The organism is Paenibacillus woosongensis, assembly GCF_030122845.1.
Taxonomy (GTDB): domain Bacteria; phylum Bacillota; class Bacilli; order Paenibacillales; family Paenibacillaceae; genus Fontibacillus; species Fontibacillus woosongensis_A.
Map to the genome: position 1 here is coordinate 4838051 of NZ_CP126084.1, position 25004 is coordinate 4863054.

Genomic DNA, 25004 nt, shown 5'->3' on the forward strand with positions numbered 1-25004 from the left:
ATCACGGGCAAGGCTCTTCAAATAACTAGCTTAAGTTTTTAGGGAAAATCTTCGTACTCTTCTTAAGAAGCTCTACCGTAATCTTCCCTGCTTCTGCGCGGGTCATCGGGCTCTTAGGATTGAAGTTAAGCGAACTCTTCTTCTGTCCTGGAACGGTAACCGGCGTACCCGTCATAATCTTGGCTTTATAAACAGCCTGCACTGCTGGACGGGCATAAACATCGATTCGCGACGAATCCATAAATGTCTTCGCCAATGAGGACTGCAGCTTAGTGTCGTTAGCATCAAGCTTCAGTCTCAACGCTCTCGCGATCATAATTGCCGCCTGCTCTCTAGTCAGGTCTTCATCTACTCCGAAATAACCCTCGCCAAGTCCAGAAATGATGCCCGCTCTAGCAGCCGTTTCAATATAGGCATAGGACCACGTATTGGTCTTCGCCGCTGGAACGACGTCAAAGAACGTTTGATTGTCGTCATAGTTCAATGGCAGATTCAATCCCTTGACCAACAGTGTGGCGAATTCGCCGCGTTTGATCGTATCGTCTGTACCAAACGAATCGGAACGCAATCCATTGTTCATCATGATACCTTTGGAGTATAGGGCATTCAACACTTCACGTGCCCAGCCATGGTTGGTAATGTCTTTATAGCTGCTTCTCAGCTTCATGACTTTATAGTAACCAAATTGATCGAATGGAACGGTGATGGTTCCTTTCTTCGTATCCACCTCACCGCCGATATTCTCCCATACACCACTGTCCGTCAAACGGAACACTGTAATAGCCGTACCAGCAGCATCAACTACGTTAGGATCAAACGCCAGCGTCAATTCACCGCGTTGAGACGGCTTTAATCTGCGGGTTGCATCTACTCCCATAAAGCTGATCGGTTCATGGCTATCCGTGGATGGATACGAATACCACGAGGAATATGGAGGCAATCCGTTCATGGAAGGAGAATTGCCAAGCTCGCCGATTCCGCCGCTGATCCAATAAATGTCGGACACTCTGATAAAGTTGAATGTGTTTGCATTCATGTTGAACAAGCTGACTTCATAATCAGGCTTGCCGATTTTGCGATATCCGCTATCTTCCCCGCTAAGCGGATCAAAGATAATGTTACCATAGTCGTTTCTTCTCTCGACAACGCCGTCCGTCGGATCTGCAATCCCGAACAACAGCTTGTTGTCTGGATAGAACTTCACAACCGTATTCTTAGGTACTACAGCATTCTGCAGCACCGTTCCTTTAGGGAAAGACAGTTCCAATTTCTTATTAAAGACACTGTATTTATTGCTAACTTTCTCTGCCATAAATTGCGAGTCTATGGCAACGGCGCTCGCATAGTAAACTCTAACGTCCGTACTGGACTTAACACCGTTACGGTCAATCTCAATTTTAATCGTGGTCCAGCCATCCTTCTTCAAGCCGACATAATCCAGGACAAAGCGGCTAGTTGCATCAGCCGGCAGATCCGTGCGCTTCATCGCCTGTTCCTTGCCGATTTTCACGCTCGTCGCACCCTCTGCTTCAATATCAAAGCGAACGAAGTTGCGGTTCACGATAATATCATTGCCGACGGTAGGTTGAGGCGCCAGAATACGGAACGCAGATACTTCGCGTTTCACTTCCAGCTTTTGTGATGTGCGTGAGCCTGTTCTGTTGATCAAATCCAGGTTGTAAATATGCGCTGCTGAAATATCCTTGTCAAACTTGATGTCCCGGATCCGGAAAATAAAGTTGTTCTGGTCACCGGAGAAGTCGTAAATCAAACCGTTGGTGCCATAAGTAGAACCAACATGGTGATTGTTAGCTTGATTCGTATCAATATCAAAGCTGAACATGAGCGTCGACCCGCTATAAAGCTCGACTCTTTCAGCGCCGCCTCCATGAAGGACTAGATCATAGCTCGTTCTGCCCGTGGCAAATCCTTCATCCGTTGGCGTAAAGTCTGTAGCCTGCTCAAAAATTTTGCTTAAATTATTGCTGCCAAAATTCTCATAGAATACAGGACGATCCGTGCTGACCACCGGAGCGGCAACAGGGATAAACTTCTCTATCGTAGAAACGTTAGTATCGATAATAAAGAAGCGGATTGTCTCAGTAATTTCCGTTGGGGTAGTTCCCGTTGGGTTCGCCCCCGTCGTTTTACCTTTTAACACGATCGTGTTCTGACCGTAATACAGCGGCCCATTATTATCCACGTTAAAATCAAGCTTAAACGTACCCGAAGTTTCATTCAGCCAGTTCCCTTGGTTGCCCGGCAGCTGTTCCACGCCGTTCACAAAGACCTGGTTATAGAAGTTATGCGTAGATGTCCCGTCATTTCCAAAGCCGATATATTGACCGTTTAACGAAATGACTCTCCCTGTAGACGAGCTTGAATCCAGCTGAATGGTCTGGCCGTCAAGCAAATCCGTCACGTAAATTCTGCTTCTTGAAACATAGGAAATATATGCGTTGTAGTAAGCATCTACAGAACCGTCAAAGTAAAAGCGTACTTGCTGCGTACCGCTCGAGAAGCCTGACACCTTATACACAGCCTGGTTCGTCAATCCGCCGGGTTGAGCTGCATAAGTTAAAGTGACATCTCTCGTGCTTAATGGAAGATAAGTTCCCTTCAATGCCGGAGTGCTTCCAATTGGCGCATCGCTTTCGACCAGGATGTAGAACTCGGAAGAACTTACCTGGGAATTGTTAAGCGGCTTCTTGGTAGCCATGCCATAGTTTGCAGTATTGCCGTCATAGCCTTCCAGCAAATACATGTTCTTAATGATCATTTGCCCTGGCAGATATTTAAACGAAGCCCGTTTGCTCGCTTCATATCTGTCCGCCGGAGAAGGACCGTAAGTAATCGCTACTTCAATATTTTGCAGACCGGTACCGTCAAACTGAAAATCACCGTTCGTCGTAAATGTGACCAAGCGATAAGTTGGCGTTTGCCCATCTGGGCCCGGAATGATCAAATCCTCCGATGCCGTTGCCGTCAACGAAACCGGGGCGGTCCCGTTAACTTCCACAATTAATTCATTGTTCCCGTTAAACGGAACAGACTTATATGGAACCAGCACTTGACCGGTCAGAGCTGCGCTATCCGGTGCTTGGGCAACCGTAGGAATCGTTTGGCTCAATAGGTCAATTGGGTCTGCATAAGCCGAGTGCTGCAGACCGAGCTCTACGAAAGGCTGATTCTCGTCAAAGAAATACAGCTCTCTAGTCACCGTAACTTTACTCGTCTCGTTCTCGATAGCAATCGTTAACGTATTCAAGCCTGGTTTAAGATCTATATAGCTGGAGAAAAACTCCTTTTGGCTATCGATCAGCGTCGCTTGTTGACCTCCGTTGCCATCGCCGATATCGAGTGTGATTTTGGTGGCATTTTCATAGTTACCTCTAACGATAATCCGGCTGTTGGAGACAACTGCTCTTGCATCTTCATTCAAGCTGACCGGAGCGGAGCCGCCACCCGGGTACAAGACATTGGCACTCACCAAAGTTGGAACCCGGTCATATAAAATATAGAATGTATCGGAACGTTTATTATTGCCCTGGCTCCCGGAGAATGTAACCTTGTTGTAGCCAGAGAACAGGCGGAGGTTAACCGAGAAGCGGTTATTCCCGTTATCCGTGATTCTGTCCGTGATGGTCCGTGTGCTATCAGGAGCCCAACCGCCGGAAGATGTCGAGTTCAGTTGTTGAACCGTTACCTCCAGATCGGCGCTTACCTGATTATAAGTCCCATCTACCAGAAAGTTTTCGGTAGACGAAACGCGGACGCTTTGTCTGCTTAATCCCAGTACCGGGTCAGTACTGTTCAAATCTAGCGAGTTCGTGCTTTGAAGCTTAAGGTCATCTGGGATAAAGTAGGATGGCGGTGTCGCCGCCTCCACAGTTTGTGTCAGGCCTACTGGAACAAGTCCAATAATTAAAGACATTAAGGCCAGCCACACGAATGACTTTTTAAAGCGCTGCATGCAGTAATCTCTCCTTTGCTTTGGTTTGCATTTGTAAATAGTGCTGGATCGCCCCTATTCATCACATATTTTAATTATCGGTGCCAAACCCTTAAATATTTAGAAGATACACAAAAAGTATTTTACACTTTCTTTCATTTCTACAAATTATCCACTCTTTCAGCCAGGAAAGGGCCAATAGAAGGTCTTCCCAGAACATCAAGCAATTGAACAAAAAAAGACAACCTTGCCATGCTTCAGCATGTGCACAGGTTGTCCTGTCATGGAATGTTTATCAGTTATACAATTCCAATAGCCTCGAAAAAATAGCAGCTCCCTCATTACTTCGAGCCGCGCTCCGCATTCGCCTTCATGCGCAGGCGGGCAAAAAAATCAAGCAGCGGACGCTTGGTCTTGCCGATCAGCCCGATGACCTCGGCGCCGATTTGCAGGAAGAAGACCATGATGCAGATGACGACGAACGTAACCCAGTTCGCATTGTACATCGCTGCCGACGATTGAATAATGGCCAGCACCCCGAAGAACGCCGCGATACCGTAGATGATCAGCACCGTCTGACGATGGGAAAATCCAAGCTCGCGAAGACAATGATGCAAATGGCCTTTATCCGGTGAAAAGATTGGCTTCTTCTGCACCCAGCGGCGCACGATGGCAAATAGCGTATCGGATAAGGGTACGCCGATCAAGATGAGCGGCGTCAAGAACGATACGATCGCAATCTGCTTAAAACCGAGGAGCGAAAGCAGCGCCAGGCTAAAGCCCAAGAAGAGCGCACCCGAATCACCCATGAATATTTTGGCCGGGTGAAAATTGAAATACAGAAATCCGATAATGCTGCCAAGCAGCAGCAGGCACAGCAGCGCCACAACATCATTCCCCATAAGGAAGGCCATGACCGCAATCGTGCCAATAGCAATCGCCGATACCCCTGCCGCCAAGCCGTCCAGGCCGTCAATCAGATTAATGGCGTTCGTGACGCCGACGATCCAGAGAATGGTGAACGGGATAGCGATCCAGCTCTCCACCGATGAATACGAATGAAAAGGAATATTGGCGAATTCCAGCTTGATATCAAAACCGAATACGACAACACACGCCGTAGCAATTTGCACAAGAAACTTCAGTTTGGCAGACAGATCGAAGCGATCGTCCAGCGCGCCAAGCAGCAGAATCATCGTCCCGCCAACCAAAAACGCTTTAACGAAATTCGCTTCACGCACGGAGAAAGCTTCCGGAATAAACGGGAACACGATAAAAAAAACAACGATAAATGCCAAATATATTCCCAGTCCGCCCAACCTCGGCATGACTTTCGTATGCACCTTCCGCGCATTAGGGACGTCTACCGTGCCCGTCTTAACAGCAAACCTCTTGACGAGCGGCGTCAAACCCAGCGCCAGGCCGAGCGACACGACAAACCCGATGATGTATATTAGCCACATGTAAAATTCAACCCCCAATTGTTATACCCGGAATGAATTATACTCTGTTTAAAAGTAAATCACCAAGTCCGTAAAAGAGCAATATTGCGCCTATTTCCTCCAAAAGTCACTTATTTACCGCGATTTCGTAAGATTTCCTCTCTCACGCAGCACGCGTACTGCGAATTTCGGCAGCGCAAGCATTCTACGGAACCGGGTTGGCTCCTTGATCAGGCGGTATAACCATTCAAGCCGAAGCTTCTGGAACACCTTTGGGGCGCGTTTGGTCCGGCCGGATATGACATCGAAGCTGCCGCCCACGCCCATCATGACAGGCACGGCAAGACGCTGCTTGTGTCTAGCGATCCATGGCTCCTGTGTATCCGCCCCGCGAGCAACAAACAGGAGATCCGGGCTGGTTCTGCGAATTCCCTCTATAACCTCATCATCCTGCTCCGGGCCGAAATATCCGTCCCGATACCCTACAATTTCCGTTCCCGGATATTGCATTTTGAGCCGGTTTGCCGCCTCTTGCACGACTTCCGGGCCCGCCCCTAGCAAATAAACCCTCCAGCGATGGCGCTCTCCTTCCTTCATCAGCTCATGCAGAAGGTCAAAACCCGCCACCCGTTCCGCGACCGGATCGCCGCCGACACGCGACGCCCACACCACACCCGAGCCGTCGGGCACAATCAGATCCGCTTGCTGCATCATTTGCTTATAGGAGGGGTTCTCCAGAGCGGCCATCACCATGATCGGGTTTGCGGTAATCACTTGATGCGGTTTGCGGGCGGATATCGCGCCGGTCAAATATTGAACGGTCTCCTGCATCCCCCATTTGGAAAAAGGAATCCCAAAAATCGTTACGATGTTGTTATCGCCTTCCACGCCAATGCTCTCCCTTACTTTCGTAAATATTCCACGATTCGTTTTGCCGGAAGCTGCGCCTCTCGCCGTAATGCCTCAAGCTGTGCCGCATGCGATGCGAGCCAGCCCTCCCGGTCGGACAGCAGCCGCTCGCTCTGGGCGGCTACGATGCGATGATCGAGATCAGCGCTGCTCCCCACAGGAACACTGCCAAGCCGGCCGAGGAAATGATCGATTTTGGGATCATACGAGATGCCCAGCATCGGCACATTTTGTGAAGCCGCATAGATGAGGCTATGAAGCCTCATCCCGATCAGCAAATCACACCGGCTCACTTCCCCCAGCATCTCCAGCGGAGTCTCGCTCTGAGGCGCGATGCTGATTTCGCTGCCATGATCCTCAGCATGACTTAACATGTTCATCACGAAGCGGGAAGCTTCATCATCACTTGGGTAATGAAACGGCAGGAACCGAATGTGCAGAGCCATTCTGCTTAGCAGCGCATCCAGGCCTTCAGCCAGCTTCATCAGCTCCGTCCGCTGCGGATTCCAGAAACGGACGGAGACGCCGAGAACCGGAAGCTCTCGCTTGCCGGAGGCGGCTCCTCCTTCTTCGCTTCCCGCTGCCCTACCGAAGTCCGATACTGCAATGTCTTCCCTTGAATTTGCTTCAGGCAGAGATAACCCCATGACCGGATCGGGAACGACTTCGATCATGTTCTTGGGAATGCCAATATCGCGCAGCAATGCCGATGATTCGACATCGCGGACAGAGACGTACTCACAGCGGCGAAATACCGAGGCAATCAAAGGGCGGAACATTCTCCGATTTACCGGCCCGATCCCTTGAGCATAGATGAAGGTCGGCTTCCGCAGCCACTGCGCCAGCTTGACGACACCCAAATAATAGGGGATCGACTTTACCCCTGTCGCATCCTGCAGCAGGCTGCCCCCGCCGCTAATAAGGCCGCTGCTATTCTTGATAGCGTCCCTTACTTCACTAAATTTCATCCGGTGTACGGCCTTGACTCCGTAGGTCCGCGCCGTCCATTCCGGATCGATCGACAAGACGACAGGTTCGATCCTAAGCCCTGCCGCCTCGCTCTCTTCCCGAAGAGCGTTCAGAATCGATTGCAGCACGGCTTCGTCCCCGATATTCCGAAAACCGTAGTAACCAGAAATAACTATGGTTTGAGAAGACGTGGCGACCATTTCTCCCAGCACCTTTCAAGGATATACCATACCAGCAAGGCCAACAGTCCAAAGATCAAGCCTAGACCTAATCCCAGCAACCCGCGAATAAGCGAAAGCACGGCTGGCGTATGAATATGAGCAAAGGTATCGACCATCGACAGCTGACCGATGACCGCAACAATCATCGCGTACAGAGCCCAGCGGTAACGCAGTGCCGCAAAGATACCTACAATAAATAATGGATGCGCGAATAAAAACTCTTTATTTCGCGGCCTAACGCCAAATGTATTCTCCAGCATTGACCGGAATGCCGCTTCTCCCGGAAGCGGAGTACCTGCATTCCCTGTGCGAGACAAATAATAGAACGCGGCCGCACCCAGCACGACAGCTCCTACAACCATCACGAGAGTGATTGGCATGCGCATCCATGCCCGCAATTCCTGCACCAAGCTAGTACCCTTATACAACATGATATAAACAGCAACCAAGAAGACCGGAGCCAAATGAAGCAGACTAACCCCGCGGAACTGGCTGAGTACCAAGCTGTAGGTAATGTTATTGAGCAGGGCTATGACAAAAGGTACTGCGGACAACGACAGAACCGCCGTTTTGAAGTACAGCACCAGAGAATGCGACAGCCTGCGGCCCGCAGACATGTTCGGGATCGCCTGACTCAGATCCCTGACCTTGCGGATCGCCAGAATCATCGCAACCGTCGGCGCACTGATGGCCACGAATAAAGCGAGAGCCTGTTCCAGCAAAGTAGGCTTCAAGACGTATAATCCCGCCGAACCGACCAATCCGAGCAGGAATGAACCCAGCGTCAGCGATGGGGCGAAAATGGACACCAGAAGCGCCACGAAAGCTACGCCGCCTACGATGACGATGGCCTTCAAGTATGTCTGCCAGGAGCTATCCACCACTTGAAAAGCCCCCGCCTGTCCTAACTCAAAGCCGTTATCTTTCACACGCTGTGCCGCATCCCCCGGCTCAAGAAGCGTATGAATGATATTGTCGAGAGGATTCGTTACCGCACCTTTCTGCAAGTCTTTGCTTGGAGCGGCATTGAAGTAAATCATGCGAATATTCCGGTCCTTCGTCGCAAGCGCAATCTTGTCGGCAACGACCATCGTGTCCAAATTCACATCGGTATCGGACAGCGAGAACAGACGTACGGCATTATAGCCAGTCAAATAAGCGATTTTATGGAAGCCTTTAGGCTGCACCTTCATATTTTCGATAACGACGACGCCGAGTTCATGCTTGTTCAGCAGCGCTGCCATCGTCTCGACGCTGTTCAATTCCTCATCCTCGCGGTAACCTTTGACGCCTTCACCGTCGAGCATAATCCGTTTTACCCCGTTATCCTTATAAAAAGACAGCAGCTTATCCACATCTTCTTCATTAAATGGGACATTGTCGCTAAGCCGCGGTACGATATTGAAGCCTTTGTCCCGCAGCATTGCAAAAGCGATCGGGTCCGTTTTCAGAAGCGGCTTAAGGACAGCGTCTTCCGGTCCCGCTCCAATGATCAACCCGCCTTGCTCCCCATATTGCCAAGGAGATGTTGCAATATCCAAATCGCGCAGCCCTTTCTCAATCAAAGGTCTGAGCTGCCGGTCATTCTCTTCGTTCGTAAATGCGATATACGTATAATTGCCATTCTCGGCGATTACGCCCTGATTCATCTTAGCTACATCCGCAGCCGTAAACAGCATGATCCGGCGCGCCTTGGACAGTTCATCCAAAGTCGTCTCGAACATCGCCATCGAGCCAACGCCGGCATTCTTCAAGCGATCAAGCTGCTCGTTCATGAATGCGGCTGGGTCGGCCTGATATGACGCTACCTCCAACAATCCGCGATAATTAAATACAAACTCTACCTTCTTCGCCGACGCTTCCGTCTGAATGCGCTGATAAATGACCGGCAAAGAAGCAACGATGCCAATTACGACTAATATCCACAACCATTTGCGGGAAGCATTGTTCCACCGCGGCCAACCTTGGATCACAAAGGTACCTCCTCAATATGAATCCCGCCCCTGCCGGGTTGAATCCCGCATAGGCGGGATCTCTCCGGGATAGGACAAAATCAAATCCGTTCTCGCGAAGCGATCGCGATTAATTTCAAAACAATCGTACATGCTCCAGTTTAAATTGCCATAGGCATACATGCCTCTACATATCATGCAACACTACACCCGTGGCCATCAACCCTCAAATTTAGGCATCAACGCGCTTCAGCACTTCTTCCTGGATGCGCTCCAGCCGAGCCGCAGCATCCGCACCAGAAGTGCCCCGCACCGCGAAATAAAATTTAATCTTCGGTTCCGTACCGGACGGACGAAGACAGAACCACGAACCGTCCTCAAGTGAAAATTTCAAAACATTTTCCTTCGGCAGCCCGTAAAGGCCAAGGGAAAAGTCCTCTACCTTGGTTACCGGGATATCCCCGATGACTTGCGGCGGCTCGCTCCGGAACTTTTCCATCAACGCAACGATTTGTGCCAAACCATCTTTGCCCTTCAACGTCCGCGACACTAGTGATTCGCGGTAATAGCCGAATTTCGCGTACAATTCCTCCAGCACATCGACCAGCGATTTGCCTTGCTGCTTATAATAAGCTGCAGCTTCGCAAATAAGCGTGGAGGCAACGATCGCATCCTTGTCGCGGGCATAATTTCCAGCCAGGTAACCGTAGCTTTCCTCATAGCCAAACAAATATGTGTGGTCCCCGGACTGTTCGAATTGATCCATTTTCTCGCCGATATATTTAAACCCGGTCAGTGTATTAAACACCTCGGCTCCATAATAGCGGGCGATTTCCGCGCCGAATTCGCTGGTAACGATCGTTTTGACAATCGCGCCATTGCCTGGCAGCTTACCGGCTTCCTTCATTTGGCTCAAAATATAATGAACAAGAATTGCTCCGGACTGATTGCCAGTCAGAACCTCATACTCGCCAGCAGCGTTTTTGACCACAGCGCCCATCCGGTCCGCGTCCGGATCTGTGCCGATCAAGATGTCGGCTCCCACTTGCTCTCCCAGTTCGATCGCCAGCTTGAAGGCTTCCCGCTCTTCCGGGTTTGGCGATTTCACAGTTGAGAACTCTGCGTCAGGCTGCTCCTGCTCCTTGACGATATGAACCTGTGTAAAGCCCAATTTATCCAAAACTCGCCGTACAGGGATGTTCCCCGTTCCGTGAAGCGGCGTAAACACGACGACAACGTCTTTGGCAGCGCCCGATGCCAGCAGCTCCGGATTCAGGCTCACGCCAGCCACCGTATTGAAAAATGCCTCGTCCTCCGCTTCGCCTAACCAAACGAGCAGCCCTTTAGCTTCGGCCTCTTCTTTTGTGAGACGCTGTACTTGCTCAAAGGAAGTAAGCCCCTTGATATTATTGATGACCTGCTCTGCCTCATGCGGAACAAGCTGGCCGCCGTTAGCATTGTATACTTTATAGCCGTTATATTCGGGCGGATTGTGGCTCGCCGTGATCACAATCCCTCCGGTTGCAGCAACATGGCGAACCGTGAAGGATAGCTGCGGCGTTGGGCGAAGGGATGGGAACAGCTTCGCTTCGATTCCGTTGCCAGCTAGCACCAATGCGGCTTCCAGCGCAAATTCCGGGGAGAAATGGCGGCTGTCATGTGCAATGACGACCGACGGACGTCCTTCTTGATTCCCATGAACCTTGAGCAAGTACTGGGCCAACCCTTGCGTAGCGCGTCCGACTGTATAACGGTTCATTCGGTTGCTTCCTGCTCCGATGACGCCGCGCAGGCCGCCGGTTCCGAATTCCAGATCCCGATAGAAGCGATCCTCCAGTTCTGCAGGATTAGAAGCTAATGCTCTCAGCTCCTCTTTCGTCGCTTCATCGATGGATGGATCATCCAGCCAGCTCTTCACTTTCTCTTCAACGCTATGACTCAATTCAGCCATGGTTACAAACTCCTCCTTAAACTTATCTCTATAAAATATACAGGCCGCTTTCTGGCCGCTATTGTACTAAATCCCTTGCTTAGGAGAGCGCAAACATGATCTCGCCTTCCGCTACGACCTTGCCTTCAACCGAAGCTACGGCCCGGCCTTTGCCGATGGAGCCTTTAAGCCGGATAATTTCTACCTCAAGACGCAAGGTGTCGCCCGGAACGACCTGACCGCGAAAACGGAAACCGTCAAGCCCGGCAAGAAAACCGATTTTGCCGCGGTTGCTCCCCACATTCAGAATCGCTGCCGCCCCAACCTGAGCAAGCGCCTCCGTAATAAGCACGCCCGGCATGACCGGATACTCTGGAAAATGTCCCGCGAAAAACGGCTCGTTCACCGTGACGTTCTTGATGCCGACAGCCCGCTTGCCATCCTCCATTTCGATAATCCGATCCACCAGCAGAAATGGGGGACGGTGCGGAATGATTGCTTGAATTTGCTTCGAATCTAACATATGTACTGCTCCCTTCATTATTCTTTTCATTCGCCCTGCCGTATAAAAACGGCGGGGGACGGCCAAACTGTAATTATCCTTCGCCTCTGCAGAAGCGAGGGTTAAGATAAGGGGCTGATCCATCAAGGCATAACGCCGACAATGTGATCAAGCCCTTTTGATTGTTCTTCTGGCATACAGCACCCCCATCATTATACATTTTCCGCTTTAAAAAAGAAAACTCCCGATTTCCGGGAGCCTTTCGTCATTTTTTGCAATTGTCTCATGATTTAGACCTTGTTAAGGAGCAAATACTAAGTCAAACACATGTCTCCATGTACTCCATTCCAGGACACCGCTGAAATCCTGCTTACCGAGTACGACATAACCTACAACTGCTCCTCCAAACAGTGCCAGGCCAAGGAACAGCAGGATGAGAAAGATCCGCAGGAGTATGATCCAGCCGGAACGTTTCTTAACCGGTTTCTTGTCTTGCCTCATGAAATTCTCCACCTATCCGCGCAAGTTATTGGCCAAATTCATCATCGTATCACTGGAAGTTAGCGCGCGTGCAGCAAGCTGATAAGCTCGTTGCACCTTTAGCATTTCAGCCATTTCATTTGCCAAATCGACATTGGAGTTCTCAAGGACACCCTGCCGAATCGTCGCCTGCTCTTCCTCAGGAAGATCGGAAGTAGCGGCAATTATGCCTTCCCGCACTCCCGGGGGGAGTACAAATAGACTGCTGTCCTTCTGGATCAGCGCATCGGGACGCAGCGGAGTCACTAGTCCGATGCGGCCGACCTCTGTTTCAACTTCTCCGTCCACGGCGATAATGTTCCCCGCCCCGTCAATGTGCAGCTTCGAGCCGGTAGGAACCTCGATCAGCTCGCCTTCTTCATCCAGCACCGGGTGCCCGAGGCTTGTGACAAGATATCCCATAGCCTGGTCCTCAGGGTTAGGCTGGACAGAGAAATTTCCCGCCCTGGTGAATCCGATTTCTCCATCCCGGGTCAGCACCTGGAACATCGCATTGCCCTCAATAGCCAGATCCGTCATCTTGCCGGTCTCCTTCAGGGTACCCTGTTTAAAGTTCACCGACAGTTCCGACATGCGGGAGCCAAAACCCATACTCAAGCCAAGCGGAGTAGCACGTCCGCCGAGCTGGAAATCGGAAGACTGCTGCATTACACTGTTCAGCGTATCTTGGAAAGCGGCTTCCTTCCTCTTATATCCGGCAGTATTGACGTTAGCCATATTGTCGGCAATCATGTCGAGACGCTGCTGAATTCCGTTCATGGATACCATGGCACTGATCATTGAGTTATTCATGTGGCCCTCCTATTATACACGGCCGATTTCATTAACCGCTTTTTCCAGACTTTTATCGTAAAATTGAATCATTTTCTGATTGGATTCATACGCCCGCTGCGCTGCCATCATATCGACCATCGACTGGGCAAGGTTGACGTTGGAGCCCTCTATGTAGCCTTGCTGCACCTGTACCGCGTCGTCTTCCTGAAGCGCACGGATTCCCGCCGCCTCCTCGTCTTGAACGAGGTACACGCCGTTTCCATCGCGAAATAGCGCCTGCGGCCGGGTAACCACCGAAATGCCCATCTGAACTTCAATCGCCTCGCCATTGATTTGCAGGTTGCCCTGAGGATCGATCTGCAGCGAATCGATCGGCTGATCGTAGCCGAGAACAATCGCATTTCCTTCTGAATCAAGCACCTGGTAACCTTGCATAGTGCGCAGCGCGCCGTCAGGATCAACATAAAAACTTCCGTCACGAGTATAACGAACATTGCCGCCTGTGTCCATGACGGAAAAAAATGCCGCCGGGCGATAAATGATCTCGCCGTCCTCAGTCACATATTTCCCCGAGGCGTCAAAAGGAATAGGCTCCCCTGTTGCAGGGTTATCCAAATTTATATTAGAAATGAGGGCGAAGTCCGAGTTCTTCCCCGTCTCCGTCAAGTCGCCCTGCATATAAGATGGCAGACTCTCCTCCACAAAAACCCCGGTATTCAGCTTCCCGATCCGCCGTGTACCCAGCGTACTGTCGCCTACGAGCGAAACAAGCATTTCGGGAAAAGCACGCGATACGCTGTTCATCTGCTTATAACCCGGTGTATTGATATTTGCTATATTCTGCGTCACCGTATCATGGCGTCTTTGCTCCGTAATCATACCGGAAGCAGCGGTGTAGAGCCCTCTTAACATGGGACAACCTCCAAACTTGTTTAGCTTGTCTGCTTGGATCTCCTATGAAACCCAAATGACTTATCTCATAGATATATATATCGGCGAATCAGAATTTTTTCTTAATAACTTTATCCAAATTATCAAGCATCATGCCTGTGCCTTTGACGACGCAATGCATCGGATCTTCCGCGATGAGCACCGGCACACGAAGCTCCTCGGACAACAGCTCGTCCAATCCGTTCAATAGAGCGCCTCCACCAGTCAGAATGACACCCCGATCGATAATATCCGCAGACAGCTCTGGCGGTGTCCGTTCCAATACCGATTTTGCTGCAGCAACGATTGATGCGACAGGATCCGACAAAGCCTCCTGCACCTCCTTCGAGGTGATCGTGACTGTAAGCGGCAGACCCGATACCATATCCCTTCCGCGGATGTCCAGCTCGGCCAGCGCTCCCGACGGATGAACCGTACCGATAGCAATTTTGATGTCCTCTGCCGTCCGTTCTCCAATCAGCAGCTTGTACTTCGATTTAATATATTTAATAATGGCGGTATCAAAAGTATCCCCAGCGATTTTGATCGACGAAGCCGTGACGATGTCCCCCATCGAGAGCACCGCCACATCCGTCGTCCCTCCGCCGATATCGACCACCATGTTACCGCTCGGCTCATATATGTCCATGCCGGCGCCGATGGCTGCCGCCTTTGGCTCTTCCTCCAGAAATACATCTCTGGCGCCGCTATGCTCAGCAGCTTCACGAATCGACTTTTGCTCTACAGACGTAATATTCGTTGGCGCACAAATAAGAACACGGGGGTGGCTGTACCAACTTTTGCCCCCAACCCGGTTAATAAAATGCTTCAGCATCGTTTCCGTAATTTCAAAATCAGCAATGACGCCGTCTCTTAGCGGACGGATCGCAACGATATTTCCCGGCGTGCGCCCTACCATGCGTCTTGCATCCTCGCCGACGGCAAGCACCCGCTTCGTGTCGCTTTCTATCGCTACGACGGACGGTTCGTCGAGAACGACCCCTTTTCCTTTCACATGAATCAATACATTTGCTGTACCTAAGTCAATACCGATATCCTTGCCCATTATTCCGATGCTCCCCCAAAGCGTATTTTGTAAATCATGGAAAACGATGCGTTCAGTATATGGTAAATGTTTCCCTGTCATTACTCCGTTATTATTCGACAAAAACTTCGATTATTCCTTTATATTTCGGGATTTGTAGATAAAAATCCACTTTTCCATGCCATATTTAAAAATACCATACTTTGGGGGATGTGTTCAATAATAATCCTGCCGCTCTACATTGCCTTTCGAGTGCCCTCAGCGGGTTATTTTACCGATCCGATGGCTTCGCGTTTCGTCTGCCCTTTCTTTTTATACTTGATCTTGGTCGCCTCTCCTCCACGGAGATGGCGGATCGACTTATGATATTCGAGAATGTGCTTCACCTGATCTGCCAAATCCGGATTGATTTCCGGAAGACGCTCGGTCAAATCTTTATGCACCGTACTCTTGGATACGCCGAATTCCTTGGCAATCGTCCGAACCGTGTGCCGAGTCTCCACGATGCAGCGTCCTATTTTAATCGTTCGTTCTTTGATGTAATCGTGCACGCTCCCGCCTCCCTACTCGAGATAGTTTGGTACATTATATGAGGGGCGTGCCCATATATTCACGGTTTCGGAGGCCTGACAAGCCCGGACAAGGCCATTTATTTTACAAAAGAGGATCCGGCAGCAAAAAAAAGCGGGGAGCTATGAAGCTCTCCGCCTTTTTCTCTAGACTCAACAAACCGGAATTAATTTTTGGGAAGCACACTAACCGGGTTGAGCAATTCGCCGTTTTCATATACTGCGAAATGCAAGTGGTTGCCAAGATCCTTCTCCATTTCATTGCGGCCGGCATTAGCAAGGACATCGCCCTGCTTCACCTCTGCCCCCTGCTTTACCTTAATGTCAGTCAGGCTTTCGTATACGGTCTTCAGGTTGTTTGCATGGGTAATTTCCACAACATAGCCGAGCAGAGGATGCTCTTCAACTCGGGTTACTTTGCCGGCAAGTGCGGCCTTGACCTCAAATGGCTTGTCATCCTCGCGAGCCAAATCGATGCCGGTATTCGGTGTAAAGGTATCCTTATACTCGACCATCGCCGCTTGATGATCCTCCGCTGAACCTTCCTTCTCATAGAAAGGCTTTACGATCGACACTTCGGAAACGTTGGCCACAGGCCAGATCAAATCCTCCGTGCTTGCTGTTTTTGAAGTATCCGTTTTGTCAGAAACGTTGTCTCGCATCAATTCGTCATCGGGGAGCTGGACGGTGTCGGTTACGCTGGCGGGGGTCGATTCCATAGGCTTGCGGCCTGCATCCTGATAGACCCACACTAAGGTTAGTATAATTGCCGCTGCCGCCACATATGCTGCCGGGTACACCCATCTCTTGGACAATACTTTTTTCCATGCGGATACCGGAGCTTCCGGCTCGCCCATTATATTTTTGGGAGATTCCTCATGGGGTTGTTTTTTTGGTTTTTGTTCATTCATTGGTATCACCTCAATAACCAGTGTTACCGAGGGTGACTCTTTTATACTTCCATTATAGTAATATTTCAAAAATAATTAGTGTTCCAACCATTCAGATGCCTGCGCAAATGATATACCGGTGTAATAGTGTTTGAGAATTTGCGTTGTCGTGTATCCCTGCTTCGCCATCCCCTGGGCTCCCCATTGACTCATGCCGACGCCGTGTCCGTTGCCGTACGTCGTGATCTTGACGTCGTCTCCGTCCAGAGTCATAGCAAACTGGGCGGAGCGCAGGCCTAGCCTCTCCCGCAGCTCACGTCCAGTGAAGGACTGTCCGCTGATGAGCATCGTTTTGACATTATGCCCTGCCGTATAGGATTTAATTTGAAAAAGCGCCGGCGCCGCGGCTTGGTCAGCTAGGGAAGCCGCGGCAGGCAGGGCAGAATCCTTAAGTCCAAGCTTATTGAACAACTCGTGCAGCGGAATGGTTAACGTCTCTTTAAAAGACGGATTGACGCTTTTATCCCACGGGCTGGGCACGCTGCGCAGATAAGGCAGCTTTAGGGACCAATATTCCTCTGAATTCTCGGTATACCCGCCGCTGGCAGAGAAGAAGGTAGCGGTAATCGGCTTGCCCTGGTAGGTCATGATGATCCCCTTCGTTTGCTCTACCGCCCGGCGCAGCTTGGCCAGCTGGTCGCTCTTGCCGAGCTCGATCCACTTGTCCAGCTCTTTGCTGGACAGATAGGCCTGATGATCGACCGAATCAACGACGTCCGCTCCTGGCACGGGAACTCCGCTGCGATCCCCTTCCGCCAGGCGGCGGACGATAAACGTCCGAGCGGCGATCGCCTGTGCCTTCAGCGCTTCGAGTTCGAAGTCCGCTGGCATTTCTGCTGCAAGCACGCCGGTCACGTACTGCTCGAGCGGCAGCGTCTCGATCCCCCGGTCTTCGTCAGGTAGACGCTGACCGGGGGCAGCTCGCTGGCGGCTGGCGCAGCCGGGAGCCGGACCGCGGGCGGCACCGCCACAGCACGGCCGGATCCAGCCGTGCTGGCTGGCTCGGCCGCGGCGGGCTGCCCGGCAGCGCTCGGCGGCGGTGCTGCCGCGGGCCCGGGGCCGCTGCGGCTGCCAACAAGGGCCGCCAGCAGCACGGCCGCCGCGGCCAGCGAGGCCAGCGCAGCGCCGAGCTTGGCGCTGTTCCTTCCGCTATGGCGGAAGGAACGGTACGCGCGCGTGCCCGCAGGGACGCGCACGCGGACGGCGCGCAGCGCACGCGGCGCTGCCGGGCGCGCTGCGCGGCGCGCCTGCGGCTGCGGCGTGGCGTGCACCGGAGCTGGCGCGCTCCCGCCGGGCGCAGGCAGCGATGCTGCGCCGAGCGGCTGGTGCGCGCCAGGCAGCGCAGCGCCCGCCCCGCGGCCTGGCGCACTGCCCGCAGCCCTTAGCTGCGCCCAGCTGCCCCCACTTGACGGTGCTGTTCGCCCGTTCAGCTCTTCCGCTGCGATGCCTGCTTTGCTTCCCGCAGCACTGTTCGCCGCACTGCGCTGCCCGCTGACAGCCGCCACACCGTGTTGTGCACTCTTTACAAACCTGCCAGCCCCTTCGCTTGCAGTACTGAACTGTATTCTACTTTGTACATTGTAGTGCGTATCGTTTGCCTCATAGTGCGATATTGATGCCACATGCGATTTATCCGGTCCTCTGCGAAGTCCCAGGGCAAACCCAGCTTCAGCTATATGCGCACCGTCTTTTACACGCAGTGCGGGCTCCGTTCCCAGCGATGCCAGCTTCGCACCCTTCCGTCCCGCCACGGCTGCATCACGGCTTGTAGCGCTCCTCAGCTCTTCTTGCCCCGCGGCCGCTATTTTCCGCCAGCTGCTTTCCAGACTGCCCCCGATCGACGCACAGCTTTGATCTCTTTTATTTTTACGAGCCGATAGATTGATGACCAAATGTTCCTGATTAGAATCCGTACTCAAAGCAAGCAACCTCCATCCCGATTCATGCTGCAGCCGCATGGTTTCCTCTGCCAAGGGGATATGCGACCCTAGCGATTGAATTCGTTATACTTTTTGTTCGCTATACTTATAGATATGATCTTCACGAGCCTGCTAGAACCGGAAAGGATAAGTCTTCAGCCCGAATATATGAGAAATGAATAGGTTTGATATGATGATCAGCCAGCATAATTTTATATATGGTTCCCCTTCAAGCTGTGCTCGACATGCAATGTCTTATTCAATATCTTATGCAATGTCTTTTCAATCCGGTTCAGCACCATTTCCCCCTGCTAACGGACAGAGAGGGCGCTATTTCTAGTTAGAAGCTGAAGTACAGTACTTATCGGACCCAGATGCACTTATTTGCAATTTTCTCTACGATAATAGGAGGTCATTTAGCCAAATAACGGAACCACAGTCCGTACGCATTAGTTATTACCGCTTTTTCGCCAAATAACGGATCTACGGTCCATTCAGTCAATTGCGTACCAAATCCAGTCAGTTGCACATCAATCCAATCCATCTCACACCGACCTCCGCACCCAGCACATACGGTGTTACACCATGTCCAGCGAAACCCAACTCCCGCCATTTTCTCTTGCCGCAACAAAAAAAAAGACCGTGCTCAAAAACACAGTCTTTTTCACATCTATAGGTTATGATATTAATTCGCAATCATGCCCAGGTCGGTTGTACTTTAAGCATCGGGAGCTCATCCTTCTTATGGACAGGAACCCGTTCGCTTTGAGCAGCGGATTCTTTCTCGTCAACAGTGATCCGCCAGATGTCTGCCCCTAGGCCCGAAAGCTTCTCGGCCAAATTCACATAGCCGCGGTCAATATGATGTGTGCCGCTTACTTCCGTGGTACCATCAGCGACGAGCCCGGCAATAATGAGTGCGGCCCCGGCGCGCAAATCCGTAGCGCATACTTTGGCTCCGCTCAGCTTGGCACCGCCTGTGATGATGGAAGTACGTCCTTCCACTTTAATTTCTGCATTCATCAGCGCAAATTGCTCTACGTGCATGAAACGATTTTCAAACACGGTTTCCGTCACCACGCTTGTTCCTTCGGACACAAGCAATAGCGCCATCATTTGCGACTGCATGTCGGTTGGGAAGCCCGGATAAGGCAGCGTTTTGACGTCCACAGCCCTAAGCGGCTTATCTGCTATAACCCGCACACCATTCTCGTGTACTTCAACCTTCGCGCCCATTTCCTCAAGTTTGGCAATGACGGGACCAAGATGATCCGCAATCGCGCCCTCGACAAACACGTTTCCGCCTGTCGTAGCGGCAGCAATCATAAAGGTGCCTGCTTCGATGCGGTCAGGAATTACCGTATGCTCTACGCCGCGCAGTTTCTCCACGCCTTCGATGCGAATGACGCCCGTTCCTGCACCGCGGACGATCGCGCCCATTCCGTTCAAGTAGTTGGCAAGATCCACGATTTCCGGCTCCTTCGCCGCATTCTCGATAACCGTCGTTCCTTCCGCCAGAGTAGCCGCCATCATAATATTCTCCGTTGCCCCAACGCTGGCTACGTCCAGATAAATTTTCGCCCCGCGCAGGCGTCCGTTCGATTTGGCTTCGATAAAGCCCTGCCCTAGATTGATCTCGGCACCCATCGCTTCAAAGCCTTTCAAATGCTGATCAATGGGTCTCGTACCGATCGCGCAGCCTCCAGGAAGAGAAATTCGCGTATAGCCCGTGCGAGTCAACAAAGGTCCCATAACAAGAAAAGATGCCCGCATTTTCCGTACCCATTCGTACGGCGCTTCACAATTCGCGATCTTTTGCGCATTGACCGTAACTACTTCACGATCATATGTAACTGTCGCTCCGAGCGATTCCAAAACTTTGATAATGGTCATCACATCATCTAGCGGCGGGGCATCACGAATTACGCTTACGCCTTCCTCCCCCAGTAGCGATGCTGCGATGATCGGCAGCACAGAATTTTTAGCTCCGCTAACTTTAACGTTCCCGGACAAAATATTGCCGCCGCGGACGATAAATTTGCTCATCTTTGTTTCCCTCCGCGCGTTCATTTTCACCCTTATTTTCGATGCAAAATAAAGGCATCCCGCTCATTTCCCTAAATTTCATCATATCATCGGTAGCTTGAGGCGCACAAGGCTCTAATCTTGTAGGAATAACACGAATCATGAAGAATTTCGTCTTATTCGCAAGCATTTACTAGATCCCCTTGGCGTAATCCTTATTCACCATTGTTGACACAATGTTTTGATGTTATTCGACAAACTTCACTCTGCGTATGACTACGCATTAAGGATCCAAGACCCCCAAAAATCTTGTTAACCCGAATAGTCTAACACACTTATAACCAAAGACTTAGGAATTAAAACATATAGCGAAGCATCTGCGTGTATCCCAAGTACTCCAATATGAAGGCTGCCACAAAACGTCCCAGCACGATGGCCAGAAGCAGATGAAGCAGCTTGCCTTGCGGTCCCTTCGTATGCCGGATGAATAAATCCAGCTTGAGATTTTGCAGCGCCCACCAGGACAGGACAATACAAGCCAGCGATATTAAAATGGCCGTTAAGCCATTCATGCCAACCGAAGTCGGCACTGAATCCATGGGATTCATATCCGCGCCTCCCGCCTTGTTCTATACTTATGCAACCGCCCCAGAAAGGGTTAAAACACTATAAATATATATCGGCAAGCATAATGTAAAAAATTTATAGACCCTATATATCATACTTGCCTGAGTGATAATAATCCAGTCTTTCTTTTCGCTCAGAGCGCTTCCAATTGTATATTTATTTAAAAGCTCTTTCACCCTGCTGCAATCGCAAAAACATACTCAGAATTATTTCCTCATAGCGGTCACAAGGAGCCTGTTTCATTCTTCATGATCGACATTTTCTGCTTCAAAGCAACATAATTCTATGTTACAAAAAAATATTCGTTTCCGCTACATCGAATTTGCAGCCGTGGATACTATATCCAAATTCATGCGTTGATGTCAAACATACCGCATTTTCGTATTTTCTGCGGCAATAGCCGCCATAAACCTCATGTAATGTTCTGGGACATTTTTCACGCGTAAACCAGTAAATAGGCTTTAGAGCAAGGTTTCAGTGTGTTTTTTATACTGCCAGGTTCTTATGTCCACGGCAAAGCATTTACTTTCTGCTGAACAATTTTCATTAAAATTATTCAGATTTAGGCCAATGTCCCAAACCCGATTGTATCTTAAGTCGGTCAAAAAAGGTGCCAAGGAAACAGTTATTGTCCACTATTAATTACTACATTTTACAAGTTCTTCTTAATTTATACCTTCTTTTAATAAAGCCTGCAGGGCAGATGGTTGAAGATAGCTGATCGCAGAGGCCCGATTGCGGGTACCCTAAAAAGAAAAAACCGAACACCAGAGTGTTCGGTTTCGCTATAAAATTTACAATTAATGATGCTTTTTGATCTTCGCGTTGCCGGATACATTAATCCGGGTAATCGCCCTTTGCAGAGCCAATTCTGCACGACGGTGATCAATTCGATCCTGATTGCTGCCCGCAGACAACCTGCGCTCAGCACGCTCTCGTGCAGCTACCGCACGATCGACATCGATCTCCTCCGGAAGCTCGGCACTTTCTGCGAGAATGATAACTTTGTCTTTCTGAACTTCAACAAAGCCGCCATGCACCGCAATTGTGGTCGAATCTCCACCGGTTTTGGCCACAATTGGAGCAACCTGAAGCGGTGTTACCAGCGGAACGTGATGCGGCAAAATACCAAGCTCGCCCTCGACACCGCGGACGGTCAGGCTATTCACCTGTTCGGAGAACACCACATGTTCCGGCGTAACAATTTCCAATAAAAAGGTGCTCACTAGTCATCCCTCCTGTTCGTGGGACAGTTCATTTCTGAAGCATCCGAGTTCACGGCGCGTATTACAACGTTTTTGCTTTTTCTACAGCTTCTTCGATCGTACCCACGAAGAGGAAAGCTGCTTCCGGAAGGGAATCATGCTTGCCTTCGAGGATTTCCTTGAAGCTGCGAACCGTTTCAGCAATCGGCACGTATTTACCTTTGATTCCGGTAAACTGCTCGGCAACGTGGAACGGCTGCGACAAGAAGCGTTCGATCTTCCGTGCACGGGATACGATCAGCTTGTCGTCCTCAGACAGCTCATCCATACCAAGGATCGCGATGATATCCTGCAATTCCTTATAACGAGCCAAAAGTTGTTTAACGCCTTGTGCTACATTATAGTGCTCCTCGCCGACGATTTCAGGCGTCAGAATCCGGGAGCTGGAAGCCAGCGGATCAACCGCAGGGAAAATCCCTTTCTCGGAAATCTTACGCTCAAGGTTTGTCGTGGCATCCAAGTGAGCAAATGTCGTCGCAGGAGCCGGATCCGTATAGTCATCCGCAGGCACGTAAATCGCTTGAATCGAAGTAACGGAACCTTTCTTCGTCGAAGTAATCCGCTCTTGAAGCTGACCCATCTCTGTTGCAAGCGTAGGTTGGTAACCTACCGCGGAAGGCATACGCCCAAGGAGGGCGGAAACCTCAGAACCCGCTTGAGTAAAGCGGAAAATGTTGTCGATAAAGAGAAGTACGTCGCGCCCCTCTTGATCACGGAAATATTCCGCCATCGTAAGTCCGGACAAGGCTACGCGAAGACGCGCGCCTGGCGGTTCGTTCATTTGGCCGAATACCATCGCCGTTTTATTGATAACGCCGGAATCGGTCATTTCATGATACAAGTCATTACCTTCACGAGTCCGCTCGCCTACGCCGGCAAATACGGAAATACCACCATGCTCTTGAGCGATGTTGTTGATAAGCTCTTGAATCGTAACGGTTTTACCAACACCAGCACCGCCAAACAGGCCGATCTTACCACCCTTGGCATATGGAGCAAGCAAATCGATAACTTTAATACCGGTCTCCAGAATTTCCGATTGTGTCGACAGCTCTTCAAATGAAGGCGGATCGCGGTGGATCGGATTTCTATCCCCCGAAGTTACCTGTCCCTTATTATCAATTGTCTCTCCAAGCACGTTAAATACGCGGCCCAGAGTTACTTCACCTACTGGAACAGAAATTGGAGCGCCCAAGTCTACTGCTTCCACTCCACGTACAAGACCATCCGTCGAGGACATGGCGATACAGCGGACGAGGTTGTCGCCCAAGTGATTGGATGCTTCCAGGATCAATTCGCTGCCTTCATCCTGTGCGCCCTGTTTCACAATTTTAATAGCGTTGAAAATATCCGGGAGTTGTCCGCGTCCAAACTCAATGTCAACAACCGGACCCATTACGCTAACAACGCGTCCTTTGTTCATTATTGTTGTTTCCCTCCTTAAAGTTTTGCGGCGCTAAGCAGCCTGGGAGCCGTTCGTATTAGGAACACCGCTTCTATCCAAGCTGTGAGCCATGCAGTACCGTCTAGCGTTCCTGCATATCCGCAAACTATCATCGAAAACGAAAATGCTAGCCTTGGGCGTTGGCACCCGCCACAATTTCCGTAATTTCCTGGGTAATAGCCGCTTGACGAGCACGGTTATACGTCAGGGTCAGCTCGTTGATCATTTTCGTTGCGTTCTTCGTCGCGCTGCCCATTGCCGTCATCTTCGCTCCAAGCTCACTCGCCTTTCCTTCCAGAAGAGCACCGAAAATCAGTGTTTCGGCATACTTCGGAAGCAGAACTTCAAGTACAGCTTCAGGAGAAGGCTCATACTCGTATTCCGCTGTCGGTCCGCTCGTTTCGACACTGTCGAATGGAAGCAAACGATCTACCGTCGGCAACTGGCTCATCGCATTTATAAATTTGTTATAGCAAATATAGACCTCGTCAAATTGCTCCTCTTCAAAGCTCTGTACAGCCGCGTAGGCCAAAGACTTAATATCGGCGAATTTCGGCGAATCAGATAATTCGACGACATCCTTCAGCACAGGAAGCCCCCGGCGATTGAAGTAGTCCCGTCCTTTGCGTCCGATAACGAATAAACCGTATTCGGATTGGGATTGGTGCTTCTGGTTGATCTCATCCATCACTTTACGGAGAATGTTCGTATTGTATCCGCCGACGAGCCCGCCATCGGCCGTAATGACAATATAGGCCGTCCGTTTTACGGGGCGAGTCACGAGCATCGGATGCGTAACTCCGTCAGTGCTGGAGGCGATGCTGCTCACGACTTCCTTCAGCTTCTCTGCATATGGACGGGAGGACTGGGCCTTCTCTTGCGCTCTTCTCAGCTTGGCCGAAGCGACCATTTCCATCGCCTTCGTAATCTGACGGGTGTTCTGAACACTCTTAATTTGACGTTTTATCTCGCGAATCCCTTTTGCCATGATTTCACCACCCTCAAACTTTGGCTAAAGGCCAAAGTTACTTCGAAAGCA

21 protein-coding genes are annotated in these 25004 nt (G+C 50.7%); all 21 read right to left on the reverse strand.

Annotated elements, in window-relative coordinates; all coding sequences use genetic code 11:
* Positions 1–25 precede the first annotated feature (25 nt).
* The 21 genes from QNH46_RS22290 to atpG all read right to left on the reverse strand — a co-directional run bounded on the left by QNH46_RS22290 (position 26) and on the right by atpG (position 24953).
* The gene (locus tag QNH46_RS22290) at positions 26–3973 is read right to left on the reverse strand and encodes an S-layer homology domain-containing protein (RefSeq protein WP_283926069.1); all 3948 of its coding nucleotides are present in this window, start codon (positions 3971–3973) and stop codon (positions 26–28) included.
* Between the two features lie 320 nt (positions 3974–4293).
* Positions 4294–5415 (reverse strand): glycosyltransferase family 4 protein, encoded by a 1122-nt coding sequence (locus QNH46_RS22295; protein WP_283926070.1) that lies wholly within the window; start codon positions 5413–5415, stop codon positions 4294–4296.
* A 114-nt stretch (positions 5416–5529) separates the two neighbouring features.
* Positions 5530–6225, reverse strand: coding sequence for a WecB/TagA/CpsF family glycosyltransferase (locus QNH46_RS22300; protein ID WP_283928526.1), 696 nt, complete (start codon positions 6223–6225; stop codon positions 5530–5532).
* A 71-nt stretch (positions 6226–6296) separates the two neighbouring features.
* Positions 6297–7472 carry a polysaccharide pyruvyl transferase CsaB gene (gene csaB / locus QNH46_RS22305; RefSeq protein WP_283926071.1) on the reverse strand — a complete coding sequence of 392 codons (1176 nt, stop codon included), beginning with the start codon at positions 7470–7472 and terminating at the stop codon, positions 6297–6299.
* Complete coding sequence (locus tag QNH46_RS22310) at positions 7445–9466, reverse strand: DUF5693 family protein (protein WP_283926072.1); 2022 nt, start codon at positions 9464–9466, stop codon at positions 7445–7447. The genes csaB and QNH46_RS22310 overlap by 28 nt, the downstream gene beginning before the upstream one ends.
* A 211-nt stretch (positions 9467–9677) precedes the next feature.
* A complete protein-coding gene (locus QNH46_RS22315; RefSeq protein WP_283926073.1) occupies positions 9678–11396 on the reverse strand; it encodes a phospho-sugar mutase in 1719 nt (572 codons plus the stop codon).
* 79 nt (positions 11397–11475) lie between these two features.
* Entirely contained in the window at positions 11476–11898 is a 423-nt protein-coding gene (fabZ, locus tag QNH46_RS22320; RefSeq protein WP_283926074.1) for a 3-hydroxyacyl-ACP dehydratase FabZ, read from the reverse strand.
* Between the two features lie 279 nt (positions 11899–12177).
* Positions 12178–12378: a DNA-directed RNA polymerase subunit beta gene (locus QNH46_RS22325; RefSeq protein ID WP_213593595.1), complete on the reverse strand. Its 201-nt coding sequence runs from the start codon at positions 12376–12378 to the stop codon at positions 12178–12180.
* 12 nt (positions 12379–12390) lie between these two features.
* A complete protein-coding gene (locus tag QNH46_RS22330; RefSeq protein ID WP_283926075.1) occupies positions 12391–13209 on the reverse strand; it encodes a flagellar hook-basal body protein in 819 nt (272 codons plus the stop codon).
* 12 nt (positions 13210–13221) lie between these two features.
* On the reverse strand, positions 13222–14103 hold the full coding sequence (locus tag QNH46_RS22335; protein ID WP_283926076.1) for a flagellar hook-basal body protein: 882 nt from the start codon (positions 14101–14103) through the stop codon (positions 13222–13224).
* An 88-nt stretch (positions 14104–14191) separates the two neighbouring features.
* Positions 14192–15190: a rod shape-determining protein gene (mreB, locus tag QNH46_RS22340; RefSeq protein WP_280530429.1), complete on the reverse strand. Its 999-nt coding sequence runs from the start codon at positions 15188–15190 to the stop codon at positions 14192–14194.
* Between the two features lie 242 nt (positions 15191–15432).
* Positions 15433–15717, reverse strand: coding sequence for a sporulation transcriptional regulator SpoIIID (gene spoIIID, locus QNH46_RS22345; protein ID WP_213593589.1), 285 nt, complete (start codon positions 15715–15717; stop codon positions 15433–15435).
* 185 nt (positions 15718–15902) lie between these two features.
* Entirely contained in the window at positions 15903–16646 is a 744-nt protein-coding gene (locus QNH46_RS22350) for a M23 family metallopeptidase (protein WP_283926077.1), read from the reverse strand.
* A gap of 75 nt (positions 16647–16721) precedes the next feature.
* Positions 16722–17540 carry a stage II sporulation protein D gene (spoIID, locus tag QNH46_RS22355; protein ID WP_283926078.1) on the reverse strand — a complete coding sequence of 273 codons (819 nt, stop codon included), beginning with the start codon at positions 17538–17540 and terminating at the stop codon, positions 16722–16724.
* Positions 17537–18604: a hypothetical protein gene (locus QNH46_RS22360; RefSeq protein WP_283926079.1), complete on the reverse strand. Its 1068-nt coding sequence runs from the start codon at positions 18602–18604 to the stop codon at positions 17537–17539. The genes spoIID and QNH46_RS22360 overlap by 4 nt, the downstream gene beginning before the upstream one ends.
* A gap of 412 nt (positions 18605–19016) precedes the next feature.
* Positions 19017–19148 carry a hypothetical protein gene (locus QNH46_RS22365; protein WP_283926080.1) on the reverse strand — a complete coding sequence of 44 codons (132 nt, stop codon included), beginning with the start codon at positions 19146–19148 and terminating at the stop codon, positions 19017–19019.
* Between the two features lie 152 nt (positions 19149–19300).
* The gene (gene murA, locus QNH46_RS22370; protein ID WP_283926081.1) at positions 19301–20650 is read right to left on the reverse strand and encodes a UDP-N-acetylglucosamine 1-carboxyvinyltransferase; all 1350 of its coding nucleotides are present in this window, start codon (positions 20648–20650) and stop codon (positions 19301–19303) included.
* 335 nt (positions 20651–20985) lie between these two features.
* On the reverse strand, positions 20986–21237 hold the full coding sequence (locus QNH46_RS22375) for a DUF1146 family protein (protein WP_283926082.1): 252 nt from the start codon (positions 21235–21237) through the stop codon (positions 20986–20988).
* Positions 21238–22056: 819 nt separating this feature from the next.
* The gene (locus tag QNH46_RS22380; RefSeq protein ID WP_283926083.1) at positions 22057–22482 is read right to left on the reverse strand and encodes a F0F1 ATP synthase subunit epsilon; all 426 of its coding nucleotides are present in this window, start codon (positions 22480–22482) and stop codon (positions 22057–22059) included.
* Positions 22483–22543: 61 nt separating this feature from the next.
* On the reverse strand, positions 22544–23944 hold the full coding sequence (gene atpD / locus QNH46_RS22385; RefSeq protein WP_283926084.1) for a F0F1 ATP synthase subunit beta: 1401 nt from the start codon (positions 23942–23944) through the stop codon (positions 22544–22546).
* A 148-nt stretch (positions 23945–24092) separates the two neighbouring features.
* Positions 24093–24953: an ATP synthase F1 subunit gamma gene (atpG, locus tag QNH46_RS22390; protein WP_283926085.1), complete on the reverse strand. Its 861-nt coding sequence runs from the start codon at positions 24951–24953 to the stop codon at positions 24093–24095.
* Positions 24954–25004: the final 51 nt, after the last annotated feature.